The sequence below is a fragment of the Sphingomonas sp. VDB2 genome (genome assembly GCF_047946695.1).
GTDB classification, from domain to species: Bacteria; Pseudomonadota; Alphaproteobacteria; order Sphingomonadales; family Sphingomonadaceae; genus Sphingobium; species Sphingobium bisphenolicum.
In genome coordinates this window covers 1,270,604-1,290,912 of the sequence record NZ_CP159615.1, presented here as the reverse complement: position 1 = coordinate 1,290,912, position 20,309 = coordinate 1,270,604, and the positions used below count along the sequence as shown (strand labels likewise).

Below are 20,309 nucleotides of genomic sequence, written 5' to 3'. Positions count from 1 at the left end.
CCAAGAAAGGCTGGGCTGGCGTCGCGCCCTGAGGGTGGTTAGCACAGGGAATAATGAAGAGAGCATTGATCGTCCGTCATGTGCCGCGCGAAGGCGCCGCAGGCTATCTGCAACCGATCGAGGCGGCCGGCTATCATATCGACCGGATCGATGTCGCCAGCCCCGACTTCGCGGATGTCGACCTGTGCGATCCCGAATTGCTGATCATGATGGGTGGGCCGATGGGCGTCTATGAAACGGACGTCCATCCCTGGATATCGATGCAGATCGAAAAGCTGGCGGCGCGGCTGGCGGCCGACCGTCCGACTTTGGGCGTGTGCCTGGGCAGCCAGATGATCGCCGCCGCCCTAGGTGCGCCTGTCTATCCGGGTGGGCATATGGAACTGGGCTTCGCGCCGGTCAGCGTGAACCGTGCGGGCGCCGAGTCGCCGTTGCGCCATATCGTGGATGTGCCAGTGCTGCATTGGCATAGCGACACGTTCGACCTGCCTGATAATGTCGAGTTGCTGGCATCGACCGGCAAATATGCGCATCAGGCGTTCCGGCGCGGGTCCAATGTGCTGGCGCTGCAATTTCATGCGGAGATGGGCGAAGACCCGCGTTTCGAGGATTGGCTGACCCATTTCTGGGCCGACCTCGACGTGGCCCAGCAATGCGGCATCGCGCTGCGCGAAGATCATGACCTGCACGGCCCGATCGCTGTTGCCGCGGGCAGGGCGATGATCGGCGAATGGCTGGCGGGGATAGACGCCTAGTTGCGGCTTGATCTCGTCGCAGTCTTGCTATTAACTCCGACAAATGAAGAGGAAAAATTGGGAACCGAGCCGTCGCGATCTGTTCGTGGCCGGCGCGGCGGGAATGGCGGCGGCAAATGTGGTGCGGACAGCGGGTGCGGCCGAGACGGGCCAGCGCGTGCTGGCGCCCCGGCCGCCCATGGGGTGGAATAGCTGGAACAGCTTCGCTACGACCATCACCGAAGCGCAGGCGCGCGAGACCGCCACGATCATGGCGGAAAAGCTCCTGCCGTTCGGCTATGATATCTTCACCGTCGACATTCAATGGTATGAGCCTGAAGCGTCGAGCTACACCTATAACGCCAGGCCGAGGCCGGCGATGGACGCCTATGGCCGGATGATCCCGGCGCCCAACCGTTTCGCTTCCAGCGCCGGTGGCAAGGGCTTCGCGCTGCTGGCCAAGGCGGTCCATGATCTGGGCCTGCAATTCGGCATCCATGTCATGCGTGGCATTCCGCGCGCGGCGGTGGAGGCGAACCTGCCCATCGTTGGCGCGCGCTATCGCGCGAAGGACGTCGCCGACATATCGAGTGTCTGCTCCTGGAACCCGGATATGTACGGCGTCGACATGACGCAGCCGGGTGCACAGGCCTATTATGACAGCATCTTCCACCTCTATGCCGAGTGGGGCGTCGATTTCGTCAAGATGGACGATATGAGCCGTCCCTATGACGCTCATGCGCCGGAGATCGAGGCAGCGCATAAGGCGATCATGGCGACGGGGCGGCCGATCATCCTGAGCCTTTCGCCGGGGGAAACCCCCGTGATTCGGGGCGACCATGTGCGAAAATATGCGCAGATGTGTCGGATTTCGGATGATTTCTGGGACGAATGGCCGATGCTGGAGGCGCAGTTTACCCGGCTGGAGAATTGGACGCCCTATCGCGGGCCGGGTAGCTGGCCGGATGCGGACATGCTGCCGCTCGGCCGGCTGGCGCTGGGGGAACGTAATACGCGCTTTACGCCCGACGAGCAGAAGACGCTGATGACGCTATGGGCGATTGCGCGCTCGCCGCTCATCATGGGTGGCGACTTGCGGCATCTGGACGCGGCGACGCTGGCGCTGCTGACCAATAGCGAGGTGCTGGCCGTCAATCAGGCGAGCCAGGGCAATTGCCCGCATTTCGTGGAGGATGGAGTGCGCGCCTGGTCGGCCGTGCCGGAGGATGGGAATGGGCGTTATCTGGCCCTGTTCAACACCGGCGACCAGGCGCGTGAGGTCGGGATTAGGTTGCGCGATCTGGGGATTGATGGTCCGGTTGCGGTGCGCGACCTGTGGGCGGGCAAGGCGTTGGGGCAGCAGGCGGAGCGGGTGTCCGCGATGCTGCCGCCGCATGGGGCAGGCCTGTATCGGTTGAGCTAAACCCCGGAAAAGCCCCTCCCCGCAAGGGAGGGGAGCAGGTTGGGTTACTTCCGCACCGCCGCGCTCTTGTCGCGGATCGCCTTGAATTCGGAGCCGGGCTTCCATTCGGGCCAGCGGGCCGAGAAGGCGAGGTCGCGGCCGATGTCGTACATCAGGTCGATATCCTGCGCGGCGCCCTCCAGCTTCCATGTGTCGTCCACCGCGTCGCAGGCCTGATGATAGCATTGGCCGGTATAGGCATCGATCCAGGCCTGACCGGCTGCGCGGCCGCCCTCGACCATGTCGGATGCGCCGGCGAGGCCCATCATCAGCAGCACGGGGACGCCGCGCTTGGCCATGGAGAAATGGTCGGCGCGGTAGAAGAGGCCGCGTTCGGGCAGGCTTTCCTGCGTGATGACGCGGCCCTGCTTGGCGGCGAATTTGGCGAGGTCATCCTCCAGCGTGTCCTGCCCCTTGCCGATCAGGATCACGTCCTTTGCCTTGCCCGCGGTCTGGAGCACGTCGATGGTCAGGTTCGCGACCGTCCTGTCGATCGGATAGAGTGGGTTCTGGGCATAATGTTCGGACCCCAGCAGCCCCCGTTCTTCCGCGGTCCAGGCGGCGAACACGATAGAGCGGTCGGGGGCGGGCGCCGCCTTGAAGGCGCGGGCGATCTCGAACAGGCCGGCCATGCCCAGCGCATCGTCATTGGCGCCGGCGCGGTAGATGCGGCCCTGCGCGTCCGGCGCGCCCTTGCCATAGGCGTCCCAATGCGCGCCATACATCACGGTTTCGTCGCGGCGTTTTGCGCCGGGGATGCGGGCCAGGATGTTCGCGCTCTGCACGACTTCCTGGGTCACCGGGAAGGCGGCGGAAAAGGTCGCGCCCTTCAATTCCACGGGCTTGAACCTAGCGGAACGCGCCTGCTTGCGCAGCGCGACCAGATCGAGGCCCGCGCTGGCGAACAGCGCCCTGGCGGCTTCACCCTCGACCCAGCCCTGGACTTGCAGGCTGGTCAGCTTGTCGGCGGGGCGGACGAGGTCGTAATTTTCGCCGCCGGGGCTGACCACTACGTTCCAGCCATAGCCCGCGCCTGGCGTGTCGTGGACGATCAGCGCACCGATCGCGCCGTGGCGGGCGGCTTCCTCGAACTTGTAGGTCCAGCGGCCATAATAGGTCATGGTCTTGCCGCCGAACTTGCCGAACGGGTCTTCGCCCTTGGCCGCCTCGAAATCCGGGTCGTTGATCAGGAAGACGGCGACCTTGCCCTTCAGGTCCACGCCCTTGAAATCGTCCCAGCCGCGTTCGGGCGCGGACACGCCATAGCCCACGAACACCAGCGGCGCGTTGGCGACGGCGACCTTGTCCTTGGGTTGAAGCGTCGAGAGATAGACTTGCTTGCCGAAGCTCCACGGCGTGGTGGCGCCATTTTGCGCGATCGACAGGCGTTCCGGCTGGCCGAGACGGGTATGGAGCAGGGGCACGGTCTGCACCCACTGGCCGTCAGGACCACCGGGTTCCAGCCCGAGTTGTTCGAAGCGGGCGACGATATAGCCGATCGTCCGTTCCTCACCCACGGTGCCGGGCGCGCGGCCTTCGAACAGATCGGAGGCGAGGGTGCGGACTGATTGTTCCAGCCGCCTGGGGTCGGTCTGGGCATGGGCGGGGAAGGACAGGGTGGCGAGGCCAAGGGCCAGGGCGAGGGTGCGTGTGATCATCGCGCCGATCTAACCCGCTGCGGCGATGGGCGAAAGGGCGTTTAGAATTCGATTTCGAGTTCGACCATTTCGTCCGGCTCGTTGCGTGCATCCTCGATCCATTCGCGCATCAGCGGCCAGCCGTTGATCGTCTGGCAATAGGCGGCGGACGCGTGCGAAAGCGGCACGGCATAGGTCAGGAAGCGCTGGGCCACCGGCGCGAACATGGCGTCGGCGACTGTCGGTTCCTTACCGAACAGCCAAGGGCCGCCATAGCCGTCCAGACATTCGGCCCAGATCGCCTCGATCCGCTCGATGTCGGGCTTGGCGCCGGAGAAGATGGGGAAGCGGGCGTGGCGGACCTTGAGGTTCATCGGCAGGGCGGAGCGGAGATTGGCGAAGCCCGAATGGATTTCGCCCGATACCGACCGGCAATGGGCGCGGGCGATGCGGTCGGCCGGATACATGCCGATATTGGGATAAAGTTCGTGCAGATATTCCGCAATCGCCAGCGTGTCCCACACGCTTGCCCCTTCATGCGTCAGGCGCGGCACCAGCACGGACGGGGACAGGAGCAGCAGTTCGGCGCGGTTTTCGGGGTCATCGAGCGCAATGGTCTTTTCCACCACCCGCAAGCCGGCGAGTCGGCATAAAAGCCAGCCGCGCAGCGACCAGGAGGAGTAGTTCTTGCTGGAAAGAGTGAGTTCCGCGACCGCCATGGCATACCCTCCTGCTTTGGATCAGCCTCACATTTATGATGATGCGGCGCAACATAAAAAGCATGTATAGCGTTTCATGATAATACCGATTCGGTTCGCGGACACAGGACAAGGCTCAACCCTCATCATGCGCATGCTTTACAGTGGTTATCAGGCCTGGAACGACATGCTGGCGCCAGCACGTTTCGGGGCGCAGATCGCACTTCGCATGCGCGACAAGATGGGGCCGGTGGCCGATTGGGCGATGCCGCGGCGTATGTTTGCCATGATGGACGTGTTCCAGGGTGCGAAGCTCACCCATAAACGCCCGGCCTATGCGATCGACACGGTCACCAGCGGCAATGCGGAGGTATCGGTGCGGGAGGAAATCGCGCTCGACCTGCCGTTCGGCGATCTGCTGCACTTCGTCAAGGACGAGGTGGAGGCGGCGCAGCCGAGGGTGCTGGTGGTGGCGCCGATGTCGGGTCATTTTTCGACCTTGTTGCGCAGCACGGTTGCAACATTGCTCCGCGACCATGACGTCTACATCACCGACTGGAAGAATGCGCGCGACGTGCCGCTGGAGGCCGGGCGCTTCGGTTTCGACGACTATGTCGACTATGTGATCCGCTTTCTCCAGGAACTGGGCGAGGGCGCGCATCTGGTGTCGGTATGCCAGCCCTGCGTGCCGGCGCTCGCCGCCGTGGCGCTGATGTCGGAGGACAAGGACAAGGCGACGCCGCGGTCGATGACGCTGATGGGCGGGCCGATCGACCCCAATGCCGCGCCGACCGTGGTCAACGACCTGGCCAATGAAAAGCCGATCGAATGGTTCGAGGAGAATCTGATCTCCGTCGTGCCGTTCCGCTATGCCGGGCGCGGTCGGGAAGTCTATCCGGGCTTCCTGCAACTGTCGGCCTTCGTGTCGATGAACATGGAACGGCACAGCGCGACGCATCGCGAACTCTACCAGTTGCTGGCCGACGGCAAGGATGTGGAGGCGGATCGCATCAAGACCTTCTATGAGGAATATTTCGCGGTCCTGGACATGACCAAGGAATTCTACCTCGAAACCGTCGATATGGTGTTTCAGCGGACATTGCTGTCCAAGGGCGAACTGACCGTGCGCGGGCGCAAGGTCGATCCGGGCGCGATCCGTAACACCGCACTGCTGACGGTCGAGGGCGAGAAGGACGATGTCTGCGCCGTGGGCCAGACGTCGGCTGCCCATGGCCTCTGCACCGGTCTGCGCCCGCATCTCAAGCGCCACCATTTGCAGCCTGGCGTGGGCCATTATGGCGTGTTTTCGGGCAGCAAATGGGAAAAACAGGTCTATCCGCAGGTGCGGAACATGATTTTGGCGATGAACTGACGGCTGGCTGAGGCCGCTGTCGCGTCGGGGGTCTGTCACGTTGCCGGCGCTTATTGTCTCATGATTTTATAGACTTGGGTCGGCGTTGCGCGCCGATGTTCGTCCTGTCCGGTCGATATGGATCGTCCGGAACTTCGCTAAGGTCGCGCGTGTCGTGCATGGGGAATTTGCATCAACCCTGCGCCGCTGCGGTGCTGACGGGGAAAAGAGCAGCCGATGGGAAAGAGCCGGCCGGCTTTTACCATGATGGCGACATGTAGGACAGGCCGGGTAGATGGCGACCCTGACAATCCGCCGTCCGATCAGCCCTTCTTCTGCTTGTCGATGAGGACCGCCTGTTGCCATGTGCCGGGCGCCTTGTCGGTGCGGTGGATGCAGCCGGCCCAGCAGCAGGGGCGCTTCTTGCCCTCCAGCAGTTCCTCGCGGGTGCGTTCGATGCGGCGCTGGCGGGTCTTGGCCTGTTTCGCGTCGTCCACCCAGCAGATGAACTCGTTGCGGCCGAGCGGGGTCAGCCCTTCCCAGAGGTGCAGGATATGTGGGTCCGATCGCAGGGCGGCTTGCAGGTCTTCGGCCGCTTCGTGGACCGTGCCATGGGCGAATGCGTGTGCCAACAATGCCTCCTCACGATGCCTGCGCATTCTGGTGGTCAAAGGCATGAATGTCCATGCCGGGGCGGCAGTATCAGCCCTCCGGTCGGGTCCAGATCCAGGTGCCCCCGATCAATGCGGCGGCGACGGGGACGAGACACCAGGGGAAGGGGGAGAAGATCAGCGCGAGGGCGACGCTGAAGGCAAAGGCGGCGAGCGCGGCCTTCTTGCCCTTGCGACTGATCGCGCCGCGTTCCCGCCACCGCCGGATATGCGGGCCGAAATGCTTGTGGTCGAGCAGCTTCGCTTCGAGGCGCGGGCTGGAGCGGGCGAAGCAGAAGGCGGCGAGGATCATGAAAGGGACGGTGGGGAGCAGTGGCAGGAAGGCGCCGATCGTGCCGAGGCCGATCGAGAGGAAGCCTGCGATAAGATAGAGATGCCTCCGCATGATGCTCCTGTCGGGGCGAAGCGGGATAGTCGGTCTTCGCTGCTATTGCTTCGCAGCTGCGGGGTAAGATGGCAAGTGGATGTGGGGTGAGAATCAGGGGAGGGCGGGTATGGGTGGGAAGACGACTGTCGGCTTTTGGTCGCGCTGGGCCGTTATCTGCCGTTCCGCTTGCACTTGGTCGAGACGATATTAGGTTTGCGCGATGACGCTGAATTATCTGCATCTGTCGCCCGACCATCCCCTGCCCGCCATGGAGGCTCGGCCTTACCGAGCAGTTTTGATTTCCGAACGGTCTGTGAGCGAAGTGTGGCGGAATGAAGTGGCCTCTTGGCTCTTGGAGAGCGGATGCCTCTACTTTATTGCTTGGGGTATCGACTGCGAAGCTTGGCACGACACAGTAGATTCGAGCAACTTGGAAGCCTTTGATTTCGGGGACATCCCGGATGACAAGTTTGTGATGACAACATGGCATGACAAAGAACCGCTATCAGAGGCTTTGTGGTTCGGGGGGAATTGTGCGTCGCACCCTGACATCGAACTTTTCGACACGGTGATCGTGCATGTGACGCACGAAGAAAGGCGGGTCGCGACATTAAAGCTTTATAGCGAAAGCCAAGAGATCGTAGACGAGACCTGATCCTGCGTCCGATCCGGGAGCGCGGAAAGAGACGAAAACGACAAAAAATGGTCGCTTTCCGCAGGGCCACTTCAGTTGACCGCCGGGCGTGGCGCACCCCATAAACTTTCAACGCATCTCTGCTGCTTACAGAGCCCGCTCTCGATCACATGTTCCCAAACAAACGCGATCCGGCCTGACGGCGCTTGGGGTTCAAATTCAACCCACAAGCGACCAGCGCCGTTAGGCATCGCGGCATACTGCCGGACGTAGCGGTCAAATTCAGCATCATCGAGCTTTTGGCCGTTCCACGCGATGTTCCCGGCACGGCTAACCTGCACAACGTAGCCGTCGCGAGGGCCAGTGCCGTGATCGAACGGGATGTTCGCTCTAGGTCCATCACACGCGGAAAGCGCCAACATGAGCGAGCTTATGAGGATGATCCGCATCGCTGCATCTTATGGTGACGCAAGCTTGTCCGCTATCAAGAACGTGCAATCCAACCCAGAGTGTCCATTTCTGGTCGCTCCAAGACAATCCCCTTCATGTAACGGAGGAGCTATAAAAGCTCGCCTTTAGACGTCGTTACGCATGCTCAATCACGCCGCTGGCAGCCGCAGCCGCACCAGCAGTCCGCCCAGATCCTCGCTTTCCTCCAGCGCGACGGTGCCGCCGTATATTTCCGCGACGTCGCGGACGATGGCGAGGCCGAGGCCGGTGCCGGGCTTGCCGGAATCGAGGCGGACGCCGCGGTCGAAGATGCGGACGCGTTCGGTTTCGGGGATGCCCATGCCGTCATCCTCGACCAATATCTCCACCATGCCGCCGGCGCGCGCGACCACGGTGGCGAAGACGCTGCCGCCGCCATATTTGGCGGCGTTTTCGATGAGGTTGCCGAGCATTTCGTCGAGATCCTGGCGCTCCACCCGGACGGCCGCGTCCTTGTCGCCGTCCATGTCGACGCGGGCGTCGGGATAGAGGCGCTGCACCGCGCGCTCGACGGCGGTGAGGCTGGGCCAGACGTCCGCGCGGCTCTGCGCCGCGCCGCGCCGGCCGACGGCGCGGGCGCGGGCAAGATGATGGTCGACCTGCCGCCGCATCGTCGTCGCCTCGCGGATCACCGCGTCGCCCAGGTCCGGCGCCTTGGCCGTCGCGGCGTTCATGATGACGGTCAGCGGCGTCTTGAGCGCATGAGCCAGATTGCCCGCATGGGTGCGCGCTTCCTCCGCCTGCCGCTCATTATGGGCGAGCAGGGCGTTCAACTCCTCGACCATGGGCAGGACTTCGGCGGGCATGGGTTCGGTGACGCGGCTCTTGTGGCCGTCGCGCATCCGGATGATCTCCAGCCGCACCTTGCGCAGCGGACGCAGGCCGTAGAGGGTCTGGAGCGTCGCCAGCATGAACAGGCCGAGCGCCAGCAGCGCGAAGCTGTTGAACAGGGTCGTGCGCAGCGTCCTGATCTGCGCGTCCAGCCCTTCGCGCGCCTGGCCGACCATGAAGAGCCAGCGCGTATCGGAGCCGGGCAGGACCACGGTGCGTTCCATGACGCGCAGATCCTCGCCGGGAAATTGCTTGCTGTCATAGGTGTGGAGGTGGCGGTCATGATGTTCCGCCGGCACTTTGAGCGCGCGGTCCCAGAGCGAGCGCGAGCGCCAGTCCTCATGCCCCTTGGCGCTGATCTGGTAATAGAGGCCGCTATTGGGTTCGAGGAAGCGCTGGTCGGCCAGTTCGCGGTTGAACAGCACTTCGCCGTCCGGGCCGATTTCCGACGCGGCGATCATCGCGGTCAGGACATAATTCATGCCGTCATCGAAATTGCGCGTGATCGCGTCGCTGAGCACCCGGTCCAGTGCGACGCCCCCGCCGATCAGCAGCACGCTGATCCACAGCGCAGCGATGCCGATCATCCGCCGGCTGATGGAGCCGGTGGAGCGGACGGGGGGAGGGGATGCGGGATCGGTCATGAGGATTTTAGCTCACCCATATCCGTTCGGGCTGAGCGAAGTCGAAGCCCATACCCATACCCATGCCCATGCCCATGCCCATGCCCATGCCAGAACGGAGCGAAGGCGCCTCACTGCGTTCGGCGTGACCCTTCGACTTCGCTCAGGGCGAATGGGTGGCACTATCAATTCGATCAGCGACCCGGCTCGTCCAGGCTGTAGCCGAGGCCACGGATGGTGGTGATGACGTCGGCGCCCAATTTCTTGCGGATGCGCGTCACGAAGACTTCGATCGTGTTGGAGTCGCGGTCGAAATCCTGGTCGTAGATATGCTCGATCAATTCGGTGCGGCTGACCACCTTGCCCTTGTGGTGGAGCAGGTAGCTGAGCAATTTATATTCCTGCGCGGTGAGCTTCACCGGGTCTCCGCCCAGCGTCACCTTGCCCGATCGGGTGTCGAGGCGGACGTCGCCGGCGGTCAGTTCGCTCGACGCATTGCCCGATGCGCGGCGGATGAGCGCGCGCAGCCGGGCGATCAGTTCCTCGCTCTGGAAGGGCTTGGCGAGATAATCGTCCGCGCCCGCGTCCAGCCCTGCGACCTTGTCCGACCAGCTATCCCGCGCGGTCAGCACCAGCACCGGGAAGGCGCGGCCTTCCTTGCGCCAGCGGTCCAGCACGGTGAGGCCGTCGATGGTCGGGAGGCCGAGGTCGAGCACGACCGCGTCATAGCTTTCGGTCGCGCCCAGAAAATGGCCATCCTCGCCATCGGTGGCGAGGTCGACGGCATAGCCCGCGCCTTCCAGCGTATTCCTGAGCTGCTGGCCCAGATTCGGTTCATCCTCGACGATCAGCAGACGCATGGCTTAGTCCGTTTCTGTTATTGAGTGACGTTGACGCGGCGCGGCGGTCAGCGCGCCATGCCGATGATATCGCCCGTTCGGCCATCCGCATCAACCCACATGACCTTACCGTCCTTCACATATTTCAGGCGGTAACGGTTGGAGGCGGGATTGAATTCGCTGCCGACATAGGAGGCGCCGCCCATGGTGGCGTCGACCCGGCGCTTGATCATGGCGAAGGGCATGACCTGCCCGTCAAGCATGGCCCGGCGTGCTGCATCCTGTTCGTCGCGGCGATTGCCCGCATCGGCGGCCGGAATGGCGACGCCGAGAGCAAGCGCGGCGGCGACCACAGCGGTCAGAGAGCGGGGCAGGCTGTTCCACTTCATATTCATGGGCATGGCATAGGCGACAGGCATTGAACAGGTGGTGAATGGCGGGAAATAACGGCTCCTTCCTTTTCGTCATCCCCGCGAAGGCGGGGATCCATCTCCAGCAATGGCCTTCTGTACGAAGTCAGGGGATGGATTCCCGCCTTCGCGGGAATGACGTTTAAGGGGCAGTGCCGTTAATTACTTGTCCAGCGCGTACTGGACCGTGAGCGTGACAGAGGCGCTGACCTGGCCCGGTTCGACCGGGGTGGTCGGGGCCGCGTCCGCCTTGAACCGGGCGCTCTGCATCATCGGCATCGGCGGTTGGCCGCCGCTGTTGCTTTCGCTGATCGAGACGAGGCGCGCGGTGCGGAAGCCGGCCGCCTGCGCATAGAAATCGGCCTGCGCCTTGGCGCTCTTGAGCGCGGTGCCGCGAGCCTGCTGGATCAGCGGCGAAGGGTCTTCGATCGAGAAGCTGGGGCCGTTGATGTTGGTGGCGCCGGCTGCGACGAAGGCGTCGAGCGAGGCGCCGACCTTCTTGATGTCGCGCAGCTTCACCGTCAGCTGGTTCGACGCCTCATAGCCGATGAAGCGTGGGCCTTCGGGCTGGCCTTCGCGGTTACTATAGTCATATTGGGCAGACAGATTGATGCCGCTGGTCTGGATGTCCTTCTTGGCGATGCCGGCCTTGGCCAGCGCGGCGATCAGCTTTTCGGTCTTGGCGGCATTATCCTGCATGGCGGCTTGCGCGGTCTGGGCGCGGGTCTGGACGCCGGTGCCGACGGTCGCGACATCGGGCGCGGCCTCGACGCTTTCGGTGACGTTCAACGTCACGACCGGCGCCGTCTCGGCGATGGTGACGCTGGTCTGGGCAACGGCCGCGATCGGAAGGGCGGCGACGCCGAGCGCCATCAGGGCGAGAGCGGATTTCATGGACTATTCTCCTCTGCGATTATGCTCCCCTATTTGGCCGGGGTGCGATGAATGGACGCTGTCGCACGTTGAAAGCCGTCCGACAGCTTTCCGGTTCCGCACTTGCCCCCGCGCGTCGTAGGCCTTAGCTGCACCGGCATGGCAGCTCCTATTCTCTCGTTCGAAAATCTTGGCCTTTCGCAAGGCTCGCATTGGCTGTTTCGCGGCCTCAATATCGCTGTGGGTGCGAAGGACCGGCTGGCGCTGATCGGCCGCAACGGCGTGGGCAAGACGACTTTGCTCAAATTGCTGGGCGGGCAGATCGAGGCGGACGAAGGCGTGCGGTCGGTGCAGCCGGGCGCACGGGTCATCACGCTGGAGCAGGATCCCGACGTCACGCCCTTTGCGACGTTGCATGATTTCGCGCTGTCAGGCGAATTTGCGCCGCCCGCGCATGAGGTGGAGGCGATCGCCGACCAGTTGGGCATCGACCTCAGCCGGGAAGCGAAGACCGCGAGCGGGGGCGAGCGCCGCCGCGCCGCCATCGCTCGCGCGCTGGCGAGCGAGCCGGACCTGCTGCTGCTGGACGAACCGACCAACCATCTGGACATCGCCGCGATCGACTGGATCGAGAACTGGATGGCGCGCTATAATGGCGCGTTCATCGTCATCAGCCATGACCGCGCCTTCCTGACACGGCTGACGCGCCAGACCTTGTGGCTGGACCGGGGCCAGATGCGCCGCAACGAGATCGGCTTTGGCGGGTTCGAACAGTGGATGGAAGCGGTCTATGCCGAAGAGGCGCGGGCGGCGGAAAAGCTGGACGCGAAGCTGAAGATCGAGGCGCACTGGCTGGAACGCGGCGTCACGGCGCGGCGCAAGCGCAACCAGGGGCGGCTGGCCAAGCTATGGGAAATGCGGGCGACGCGGGCAGCGATGAACGGGCCGCAGGGGACCGCCAAGATCGCGGTGGCGAGCGACGACAGCAAGACCAAGAGCGTCATCAAGGTCGAGCATGTCACCAAGCGGTTCGGGGAACGCACGATCATCGACGATCTGTCGATCCGGGTGCAGCGGGGCGACCGGATCGGCATCGTCGGCGGCAATGGCGCGGGCAAGTCGACGCTGCTGAAGCTGCTGACCGGCGAACTGGCACCCGACAGCGGCAGCGTGACGCTGGCCAAGACGCTGGACATGATCTTCATCGACCAGCAGCGCAGCCTGATGCAGGGCGACAAGACGGTGCGCGACGTGCTGGCCGAAGGCGGCGACTGGATCGACGTGCGGGGAGTGCGCAAGCATATCCATGGCTATCTGAAGGACTTTCTGTTCGATCCCTCGCTGGCGGAGGCGAAGGTCGCGACATTATCGGGCGGCGAGCGGTCGCGCCTGCTGTTCGCGCGGGAATTTGCCCGCGAATCGAACCTGCTCGTGCTGGACGAGCCGACCAACGACCTGGATCTCGAAACGCTCGACCTGTTGCAGGAAGTGATCGCCGATTATGACGGTACGGTCCTGATCGTGAGCCATGACCGGGATTTCCTCGATCGCACGGTGACGGTGACTTTGGGGCTGGACGGCACCGGGGTCGTGGATGTGATCGTCGGCGGCTATGCCGACTGGATCGCCAAGCGCGATCCGCGCAAGGCGGCCAGGGTCGAGAAGAAGGCGGTGGCCGCGCCGCCGCCGCCCAAGCCGGTATCGGCCAAGTTGACTTACAAGGACCAGCGCGACCTGGAATTGCTGCCCAAGACGATCGAACAGTTGGAAGCAGCGATCGCCGGGCATGAGGAGGCGCTGGCCGATCCGGCGCTCTACGCACGGGATCGCAAGCGATTCGACACATTGACGGCCGCGATCGAGACGGCGCGGGCAGAAAAGGATGCGGCCGAGATGCGCTGGCTGGAACTGGCGGAAAAGGCGGAAGGGCTGGCGGGATAGGGTTTCCCGCCTTCCTTTCGACAGGCTCAGAGGGCATGAATGCCGGCATAGGGGCAGCATGAAGGGCCGATCGATGGATGCGCAGACCGACACCAGAAACGACCAGCCGCACCATGCCGTTCATTATGTGAATCGCGTCGGCTGGCTGCGCGCGACGGTGCTGGGAGCCAATGACGGGATCGTGTCCACCGCCAGCCTGATGACCGGCATCGCCGCGTCGGGAGCGGACGGGCAGGCGATATTGCTGACGGGGATCGCGGCGCTGGTGGCAGGCGCGATGTCGATGGCGGCAGGCGAATATGTGTCCGTCAGCGCGCAATCTGATACCGAGCGCGCCGATCTGGCCAAGGAAAAGAAAGCTCTGGCCACCCAGCCGCACGCAGAATGGGTGGAGTTGCGCGATATCTACGTCGATCGCGGCCTGACGCCTGATCTGGCGGGGCAGGTGGCGCAGCAGTTGATGGCGGCCGATGCGCTGGGCGCCCATGCGCGCGACGAACTGGGTATTTCCGATCTGGCGACCGCCCGGCCGGTTCAGGCGGCGCTGGCATCAGCGATGAGCTTTGCCGCAGGGGCGGCGCCACCGGTAATCGTAGCGGCGATGGTGCCGACAGGAAGCGCAATCATCGCGATCGTCAGCCTGTGCATGCTGTGTCTTGCACTGCTGGGCTATGTCGGCGCGCGGCTCGGCGGCGCGCAGGTGGGCCGCTCGATGGGACGCACGCTCTTCTGGGGCGCGCTGGCGATGGCGGTGACGGCGGGCGCGGGGCATCTGTTCGGCGCGGCGATATAGTGGCAGGTTAGCGGCAATTTATACAAGGAGACGATATATGACCGACATTCAGCAGATTGCGCTCAAGACCATCAAGGGCGCCGATACGAGCCTGGCCGATTATGCGGGGAAGGTGGTGCTGGCGGTCAATGTCGCGTCCAAATGCGGCCTGACCCCGCAATATGAGGGGCTGGAGAAGCTTTACGCCGATTACAAGGACAAGGGACTGGTCGTCGCAGGCTTTCCCGCCAATGATTTCGGCGCGCAGGAACCGGGCAGCAATGACGAGATCGCGACCTTCTGCACCACCAATTTCGGCGTCGATTTCCCGATGTTCGAGAAGATCGTCGTCACCGGACCGGACAAACATCCGCTCTACGCCGCGCTGACCAGCGCGCAGCCCGAAGCGCAGGGCGAAGGCGACGCCTTCCGCGAAAAGCTGAAAGGCTATGGCATGACCCCCAATCCGGTGCCGGAAGTGCTGTGGAATTTCGAGAAGTTCCTGATCGCCAAGGATGGCAGCGTCGCGGCGCGTTTCGACCCCACGACGGTGCCCAACGACCCGGCGCTGGTAGCCGCGATCGAGGCGGAACTGGCCAAGTGATCCGGGGCCTGGTCATGGGCGCGCTGTTATTGGGCGGCGCGCCCGTCGCCCATGCGGCGCTCAGCCCGGCGGAGCGGACGATCGGCGTCACGGTCGATTCGGGCTATGAGCCGGCCATCGGCCTGCTGGAAAAGCTGGTCAACCAGAATAGCGGGTCGATGAATTTCCCCGGCGTGAAGGCCGTGGCCGACATGCTGCGCCCCGAATATGAGGCGCTGGGCTTTACCGTGACGTGGAAGCCGATGGATGCGGCCAAGCGGGCGGGGCACCTGATCGCGGTGCACAAGGGCAAGGCAGGCGGCACGAAGATGCTGCTGATCGGGCATCTGGATACCGTGTTCGAGCCGGATTCGTCCTTCCAGACCTTCAAGCGGGACGGCGATTGGGCGGCGGGGCCGGGCGTTGCCGACGACAAGGGCGGGGTCGTGACGATGCTGCTGGCGCTCAAGGCGATGCAGGCGGCCGGCACGTTGAAAAACGCCAATATAGAGGTGGTGCTGACCGGCGACGAGGAGGATGCGGGCGATCCCGTGTCCATCGCGCGGGCGGACCTGATCGCGGCGGGCAAGCGCGCCGATGTCGCGCTCGATTTCGAGGGGCTGAGCCAGCAGGATGGCAAGGATATGGGCTCGATCGCCCGCCGGTCCTCCAATAGCTGGACGCTGACCGCGACAGGCAAGTCGGGCCATAGTTCGGGCATCTTCTCGCCCAGCGCGGGCGACGGGGCGATTTACGAACTGGCGCGGATCATCGTCGCGTTTCGCAAGGAACTGCCCGAACCCAACCTGACCTTCAATGTCGGGCTGGTCGGCGGCGGGCAGAGCGCGGAGGTCGACAAGGACGGCGTGCGCATCGCCGTGACCGGCAAGACCAACATCATCCCGCCGGTCGCGGTGGCGAAGGGTGACTTCCGTACGCTGAGCGAAGAACAGACGAAACGGGTGCAGGCGAAGATGCAGGCGATCGTCGATGCGGGGCATCTGACCGGCACATCGGCCAGCATCGCCTTCGACCTAAGCTATCCGTCGATGGCGCCGACCGCGGGCAACAGGGCGTTGCTGGGCAAGCTGAACGGCATCAATCGCGACCTTGGCCTGCCGGAAATGGCGGCGCTCGATCCGTTGAAGCGCGGGGCGGGAGACATCAGCTTCGTCGCGGCCGATACGGACGGGCTGGTGGGACTGGGCCTGGCGTCGAGCGGCGACCATAGTCCGGCGGAAAAGGCCGACCTGTCGACGATGAAGCGGCAGGCGAAGCGCGCGGCGATATTGATGAGCCGGCTCGCCGGGGAGAAGGGGCGGAAATAGGGGAGCGAGTTGGCGCAATCCTCCGCCCTTCTTTCTGAGTAGCCGTTTCGACGGCCGGCCAACGCAGGCGCTCAGGGCAGGCATTGCGCGAAGTCGATACGGGTCTTCGACGTCGCTCAGTCCCTACTCAGCGCGAACGGTTATGGTTAGATAGATTCATGCTCCCACCCACCCCTTCGCTCGCTACCTCCATTGGCCCGGTGCTCGAAACATTGAGTATCGTCGGCACTTTCGTCTTTGCCGCGTCCGGCGCGCTGGCGGCGGCGCGGCTCAGGCAGACGTTGGTGACCTTCGCCTTCTTCGCACTGGTGACGGGGGTGGGTGGCGGCACGGTGCGCGACCTGCTGATCGGCGCGCCGGTCTTCTGGGTGGTCGATGCGGTGCCGGCGATCGCCTGCATGGGCGCGGCGTTGCTGGTGTGGTTCACCCCGCGCAAATTCTGGAGCGAGCGGGCGCTGGACTGGCTCGATGCGATCGGGCTGGCGGCCTTTGCCGTGTTCGGTGCGGCCAAGGCGATGAGCTTCGGCGTGCCGCCCATCGTCGCCGGGATGATGGGAGTGGTGACGGGCTGCGTCGGCGGCATCATGCGCGATCTGCTGGCGGGGGAGCCGTCCATCCTGTTGCGGCCGGAATTGTATGTGACGGCGGCGGCGTTCGCGTCGGGTCTGTTCGTGGCGCTGCGCTGGGTCGGTCTGGACGTGCCGGTCGCGGGGGTGGTGGCGGCGCTGCTGGGGTTCGGGCTGCGGGCCATGGCGATCTGGCGTGGGCTGGGGCTGCCGGTATATCGGGGGGATGAGGCGTAGGGCGGTTCGGGTAGATTTCTCTCCATCAAGGCAGGGCGTCTGACTTAGGGACGGGCAGAGAGGCTAGAATAGCGCGCAACTCTCCATTTCTGGTCGCATATCTCACGCGTTCGCAGCCATAGTCTACAGCGTAGAACTGGTTCATGGACCGTCCTGACCAATGGAAGGAAATGCCGCCGTTATCGGTGACATAATCACCATCGCAACGCTGGCCTGCGGCAATGAACGCAGATATTCTTTCGCTTGAAATGGCGTCGCGGGAGAGGCGGAAGGGCTCGGTCCTTTTTCGAAGTTCTGCAAATTGTGCCGCTGAGAGCGTGAAGCGGCCCTCGGTGCCTTTGGAATATTGTTTGAACCGCCCATTGCCCTGGCCATCGATGGCGACTTCCAGGCCGGGTGCCCAGATTTCCAGCTGTTCGATTGGTGGTGCTTCGGTTGCGCTGCACGCTGTCAAGCAGACGGCCAGGGAGGATGCAAAGTAAAATCGCATAGTCAATTTGGCACTCGCAGGCGGCAGAAGCGCATCTGTTTTCAGCTTAGCGCCACAGGCCCGCGAGCATCGCCAGGACGCCACGGTCTTCCGCGGCATTGCGCTGCCTGGGCGCACCATAGCCACGGCATTCCAGACAGTCGGCGCGCACGCCTGCGCCGATCACCAGCGCCTTGACGTCCGATACCGCCTGCATCGCCCAGCCGCGTTGCAGCCAGGCCTGTCGCGCAAGCATGTCGCGGGGCGCGCTGGCGTCACCCTTTTCACGGTCGGCGATCGACTGGACGAAGGCGGCGAAGCTGTCGGGCTGCTTCTCGATATAATAGGGTTTCGCCTTGGCGGGATCGACCTTCGCGCGGCGCGCGGCTTCGGCGATGGCGTCTTCGAGGCCGCCGAAGCGATCCACCAGGCCGATCTGGCGCGCGGTGCCGCCGTCCCAGACGCGGCCCTGCGCGATGGCGTCGATCGCCTGCGGGCTTTTGCGGCGCGATAGCGCGACGAGGCCGACGAAGCGGCGATAAATGTCCTCGACGCCCAACTGCATGATCTGATCGAATTGCGGCGTGGTGCCGCCGGTGACGTCGGGCTGGCCGGAGAGCGGCGTGGTGCGCACGCCGTCGGTGGTGATGCCCATCTTCGCCAGCGTGCCTTCGAAGCTGGGGATGATGCCGAACACGCCGATGGAGCCGGTGATCGTGTCCGGCTCGGCGAAGATGACATCGGCCGGAGTCGATACCCAGTAACCGCCGCTGGCCGCGACATTGGCCATGGAGACGACCACCGGCAGTCCGGCGGACTTGGCTTTCAGGATCGCGCCGCGGATTTTCTCCGACGCCATGACCGATCCGCCAGGGGAATCGACGCGGACGACCAGCGCCTTCAAATCCTTTTCATCGAGCGCGGTCAGCAGCAGGTCGGAGACGGTGTCGCCCGCCGCGGTGCCGGGGCCGGCTTCGCCATCGACAATGTCGCCCGCGATCGTCAGCACGCCGATCTGGCCGTCATTGGCGGGCTTGCGGGCCTTCACATAGGATGCAAGGTCGATGGTGGCGAAGCTGCCGGCCTTGTCGCTGGCGGCGTCGCCGGCGATCTGGGCGACACGGTCGCCGAAGGCGGCTTCGTCGCCAAGCTTGTCGACCAGCCCGTTGGCAAGCGCCGCCTTGCCCATGTCGCCCCCGACCGCCTGCGCCGCGGCGAGCGGGTTGGCGGCGTAGGCAGCGATCTTCGCGCGGGGCCGCGCCCTGGTCACGTCGTCCTGCCAGCTTTGCCACAGGGCGCCGGCGAGCGCCTGGTTGGCCTGTTTGGCTTCGGGCGACTGTTCGGTGCGGGTGAAGGGTTCGACGAAGCTCTTATAGGTGCCGACGCGATAGACGTGGGTATTGACGCCCAGCTTGTCGATCAACCCCTTATAGTAGAGGTTCGAGCCGCCCCGGCCCATGATCGCGACGCCGCCCAGCGGGTCGCTCCACACTTCGCTGGCATGGGCGGCGATCTGATAGCCGTCGTCGCTATAGAGGGTGGCATAGGCCAGGACCGGCTTTTTCGCGGCGCGCACGGCGTCGAGCGCCTTGCCCACGCGGGCCATCGCGACCTGGCCGCCGCCCATGAAGCCGTCGAGGTTCAGGACCACGGCCTTGACCTTGGCATCGGTCTTCGCGGCGTCGAGCGCGGCGACGATGTCGGACAGCCGATATTCTTCGCTGTCGGGCCCGGAGCCGGACAACAGCGCCATCGCGCCCACTTGCGCCGGCTGTTCCACGATGCTGCCGTCCAGATCGAGCAGCAGTGCGCCCGACGACACGGTCTTGCCCGGCTTTGGCGAGTAGGAGAGGGCGGCATAGAGCGCGCCGAAGAAGAGCAGCAGGAAGAGCAGGACGAGGCCGTCCTTGATCGCGACCAATATGCGCCAGGCGCCCTTCACAAATGCCAAGTTGCTGCTTCCTTCCGTTGACCCTGTCTGGCTATCCGATGGACGCGCCGACTGCAATGTGGGGGGCGTGGATCGGGCGACAAGCTTGCGCGCGCGATTTAGCGCGTTATGGGGAGCCATCATTCGCCGTTATCGTGCAGGAGACGCGCCCAATGCCCACTCTCGTCCTCATCCGCCATGGCCAGTCGTCATGGAACCTGGAAAACCGCTTCACCGGCTGGTGGGACGTGGACGTGACCGAGAAGGGCGCCGAAGAAGCGCGCGCCGCCGGTCGCCTGATGGCGGAAAAGGGGCTGGACTTCGACCAGTGTTACACCAGTTTCCAGACCCGCGCGATCAAGACGCTCAATCTGGCGCTGGAGGAAATGGGGCGGCTGTGGTTGCCGGTCGAAAAGGACTGGCGGCTGAACGAGCGCCATTATGGCGGGCTGACCGGCCTGAACAAGGCGGAAACGGCCGCCAAGCATGGCGACGATCAGGTTAAGATCTGGCGTCGCAGCTTCGACATTCCGCCGCCGGTGCTGGAAGCGGGCAGCGCATTCGACCTGTCGGCCGACCGCCGCTATGACGGTATCGCCATCCCGTCGACCGAGAGCCTGAAGGACACGATCGCGCGCGTCCTGCCCTATTGGGAGGCGACGATCGCGCCCGACCTGAAGGCCGGCAAGCGCGTGCTGATTTCGGCGCATGGCAATTCGCTGCGCGCGCTGGTGAAGCATCTGTCGAACATTCCCGACGACGAGATCACCCATCTGGAAATTCCGACCGGCCAGCCGATCGTCTATGAACTGGCGGACGATCTGCGCGCGATCGAGCGTTATTATCTGTCGGAGCGGTAAGAGT

21 protein-coding genes are annotated in these 20,309 nt (G+C 64.2%); 10 read left to right on the top strand and 11 right to left on the bottom strand.

The features are described 5' to 3' along the window. Window positions 1–53 precede the first annotated feature (53 nt). Together ABT375_RS06345 and ABT375_RS06340 are read left to right on the top strand one after the other, a co-directional pair. On the top strand, window positions 54–755 hold the full coding sequence (locus ABT375_RS06345) for a glutamine amidotransferase (protein ID WP_224551279.1): 702 nt from the start codon (window positions 54–56) through the stop codon (window positions 753–755). A 43-nt stretch (window positions 756–798) separates the two neighbouring features. Next, window positions 799–2,157, top strand: coding sequence for a glycoside hydrolase family 27 protein (locus ABT375_RS06340; protein WP_416464501.1), 1,359 nt, complete (start codon window positions 799–801; stop codon window positions 2,155–2,157). Window positions 2,158–2,201: 44 nt separating this feature from the next. Here ABT375_RS06340 and ABT375_RS06335 read toward each other — a convergent pair whose 3' ends face one another. Both ABT375_RS06335 and ABT375_RS06330 read right to left on the bottom strand, forming a co-directional pair. Beyond that, complete coding sequence (locus ABT375_RS06335) at window positions 2,202–3,854, bottom strand: M28 family metallopeptidase (protein WP_416464500.1); 1,653 nt, start codon at window positions 3,852–3,854, stop codon at window positions 2,202–2,204. 41 nt (window positions 3,855–3,895) lie between these two features. Then, a complete protein-coding gene (locus tag ABT375_RS06330) occupies window positions 3,896–4,552 on the bottom strand; it encodes a glutathione S-transferase (RefSeq protein ID WP_416464499.1) in 657 nt (218 codons plus the stop codon). A gap of 127 nt (window positions 4,553–4,679) precedes the next feature. On the opposite strand from ABT375_RS06330, the gene ABT375_RS06325 reads away from it, so the two are divergent. Beyond that, complete coding sequence (locus ABT375_RS06325; RefSeq protein WP_416464498.1) at window positions 4,680–5,903, top strand: polyhydroxyalkanoate depolymerase; 1,224 nt, start codon at window positions 4,680–4,682, stop codon at window positions 5,901–5,903. Between the two features lie 302 nt (window positions 5,904–6,205). Here ABT375_RS06325 and ABT375_RS06320 read toward each other — a convergent pair whose 3' ends face one another. Continuing rightward, window positions 6,206–6,514 carry a YdeI/OmpD-associated family protein gene (locus ABT375_RS06320; RefSeq protein WP_416464497.1) on the bottom strand — a complete coding sequence of 103 codons (309 nt, stop codon included), beginning with the start codon at window positions 6,512–6,514 and terminating at the stop codon, window positions 6,206–6,208. 70 nt (window positions 6,515–6,584) lie between these two features. Then, complete coding sequence (locus ABT375_RS06315) at window positions 6,585–6,938, bottom strand: YbaN family protein (RefSeq protein WP_224551285.1); 354 nt, start codon at window positions 6,936–6,938, stop codon at window positions 6,585–6,587. Window positions 6,939–7,140: 202 nt separating this feature from the next. Between ABT375_RS06315 and ABT375_RS06310 the strand changes: the two genes are divergently transcribed. Continuing rightward, window positions 7,141–7,575, top strand: a complete 435-nt coding sequence (locus tag ABT375_RS06310; RefSeq protein ID WP_416464496.1) for a hypothetical protein — start codon at window positions 7,141–7,143, stop codon at window positions 7,573–7,575. A 71-nt stretch (window positions 7,576–7,646) separates the two neighbouring features. On the opposite strand, the gene ABT375_RS06305 is transcribed toward ABT375_RS06310, so the two are convergent. The 5 genes from ABT375_RS06305 to ABT375_RS06285 form a co-directional block, all read right to left on the bottom strand. Beyond that, complete coding sequence (locus ABT375_RS06305; protein ID WP_416464495.1) at window positions 7,647–8,003, bottom strand: hypothetical protein; 357 nt, start codon at window positions 8,001–8,003, stop codon at window positions 7,647–7,649. Window positions 8,004–8,153: 150 nt separating this feature from the next. Further along, window positions 8,154–9,461 (bottom strand): sensor histidine kinase, encoded by a 1,308-nt coding sequence (locus tag ABT375_RS06300; protein ID WP_416464862.1) that lies wholly within the window; start codon window positions 9,459–9,461, stop codon window positions 8,154–8,156. A 230-nt stretch (window positions 9,462–9,691) separates the two neighbouring features. Next, on the bottom strand, window positions 9,692–10,357 hold the full coding sequence (locus ABT375_RS06295) for a response regulator transcription factor (RefSeq protein WP_224550746.1): 666 nt from the start codon (window positions 10,355–10,357) through the stop codon (window positions 9,692–9,694). Between the two features lie 47 nt (window positions 10,358–10,404). Next, the gene (locus tag ABT375_RS06290) at window positions 10,405–10,755 is read right to left on the bottom strand and encodes a hypothetical protein (RefSeq protein ID WP_224550745.1); all 351 of its coding nucleotides are present in this window, start codon (window positions 10,753–10,755) and stop codon (window positions 10,405–10,407) included. A 153-nt stretch (window positions 10,756–10,908) separates the two neighbouring features. Continuing rightward, window positions 10,909–11,640: an SIMPL domain-containing protein gene (locus ABT375_RS06285; protein ID WP_416464494.1), complete on the bottom strand. Its 732-nt coding sequence runs from the start codon at window positions 11,638–11,640 to the stop codon at window positions 10,909–10,911. Window positions 11,641–11,778: 138 nt separating this feature from the next. On the opposite strand from ABT375_RS06285, the gene ABT375_RS06280 reads away from it, so the two are divergent. The 5 genes from ABT375_RS06280 to ABT375_RS06260 all read left to right on the top strand — a co-directional run bounded on the left by ABT375_RS06280 (window position 11,779) and on the right by ABT375_RS06260 (window position 17,046). Next, window positions 11,779–13,560 carry an ABC-F family ATP-binding cassette domain-containing protein gene (locus ABT375_RS06280; protein ID WP_416464493.1) on the top strand — a complete coding sequence of 594 codons (1,782 nt, stop codon included), beginning with the start codon at window positions 11,779–11,781 and terminating at the stop codon, window positions 13,558–13,560. Window positions 13,561–13,618: 58 nt separating this feature from the next. Next, entirely contained in the window at window positions 13,619–14,353 is a 735-nt protein-coding gene (locus ABT375_RS06275) for a VIT1/CCC1 transporter family protein (protein ID WP_224550742.1), read from the top strand. 37 nt (window positions 14,354–14,390) lie between these two features. After that, window positions 14,391–14,936 carry a glutathione peroxidase gene (locus tag ABT375_RS06270; RefSeq protein ID WP_416464492.1) on the top strand — a complete coding sequence of 182 codons (546 nt, stop codon included), beginning with the start codon at window positions 14,391–14,393 and terminating at the stop codon, window positions 14,934–14,936. 14 nt (window positions 14,937–14,950) lie between these two features. Then, window positions 14,951–16,243 (top strand): M20/M25/M40 family metallo-hydrolase, encoded by a 1,293-nt coding sequence (locus ABT375_RS06265; protein ID WP_416464861.1) that lies wholly within the window; start codon window positions 14,951–14,953, stop codon window positions 16,241–16,243. Window positions 16,244–16,401: 158 nt separating this feature from the next. Then, window positions 16,402–17,046, top strand: coding sequence for a trimeric intracellular cation channel family protein (locus ABT375_RS06260; RefSeq protein WP_416464491.1), 645 nt, complete (start codon window positions 16,402–16,404; stop codon window positions 17,044–17,046). 25 nt (window positions 17,047–17,071) lie between these two features. On the opposite strand, the gene ABT375_RS06255 is transcribed toward ABT375_RS06260, so the two are convergent. Together ABT375_RS06255 and sppA are read right to left on the bottom strand one after the other, a co-directional pair. After that, a complete protein-coding gene (locus ABT375_RS06255) occupies window positions 17,072–17,500 on the bottom strand; it encodes a hypothetical protein (RefSeq protein ID WP_416464490.1) in 429 nt (142 codons plus the stop codon). A gap of 82 nt (window positions 17,501–17,582) precedes the next feature. Then, complete coding sequence (gene sppA, locus ABT375_RS06250) at window positions 17,583–19,466, bottom strand: signal peptide peptidase SppA (RefSeq protein ID WP_416464489.1); 1,884 nt, start codon at window positions 19,464–19,466, stop codon at window positions 17,583–17,585. Between the two features lie 152 nt (window positions 19,467–19,618). Here sppA and gpmA point away from each other — a divergent pair, with 152 nt between their 5' ends. Next, a complete protein-coding gene (gene gpmA, locus ABT375_RS06245) occupies window positions 19,619–20,305 on the top strand; it encodes a 2,3-diphosphoglycerate-dependent phosphoglycerate mutase (RefSeq protein WP_224550737.1) in 687 nt (228 codons plus the stop codon). Window positions 20,306–20,309 lie beyond the last annotated feature (4 nt).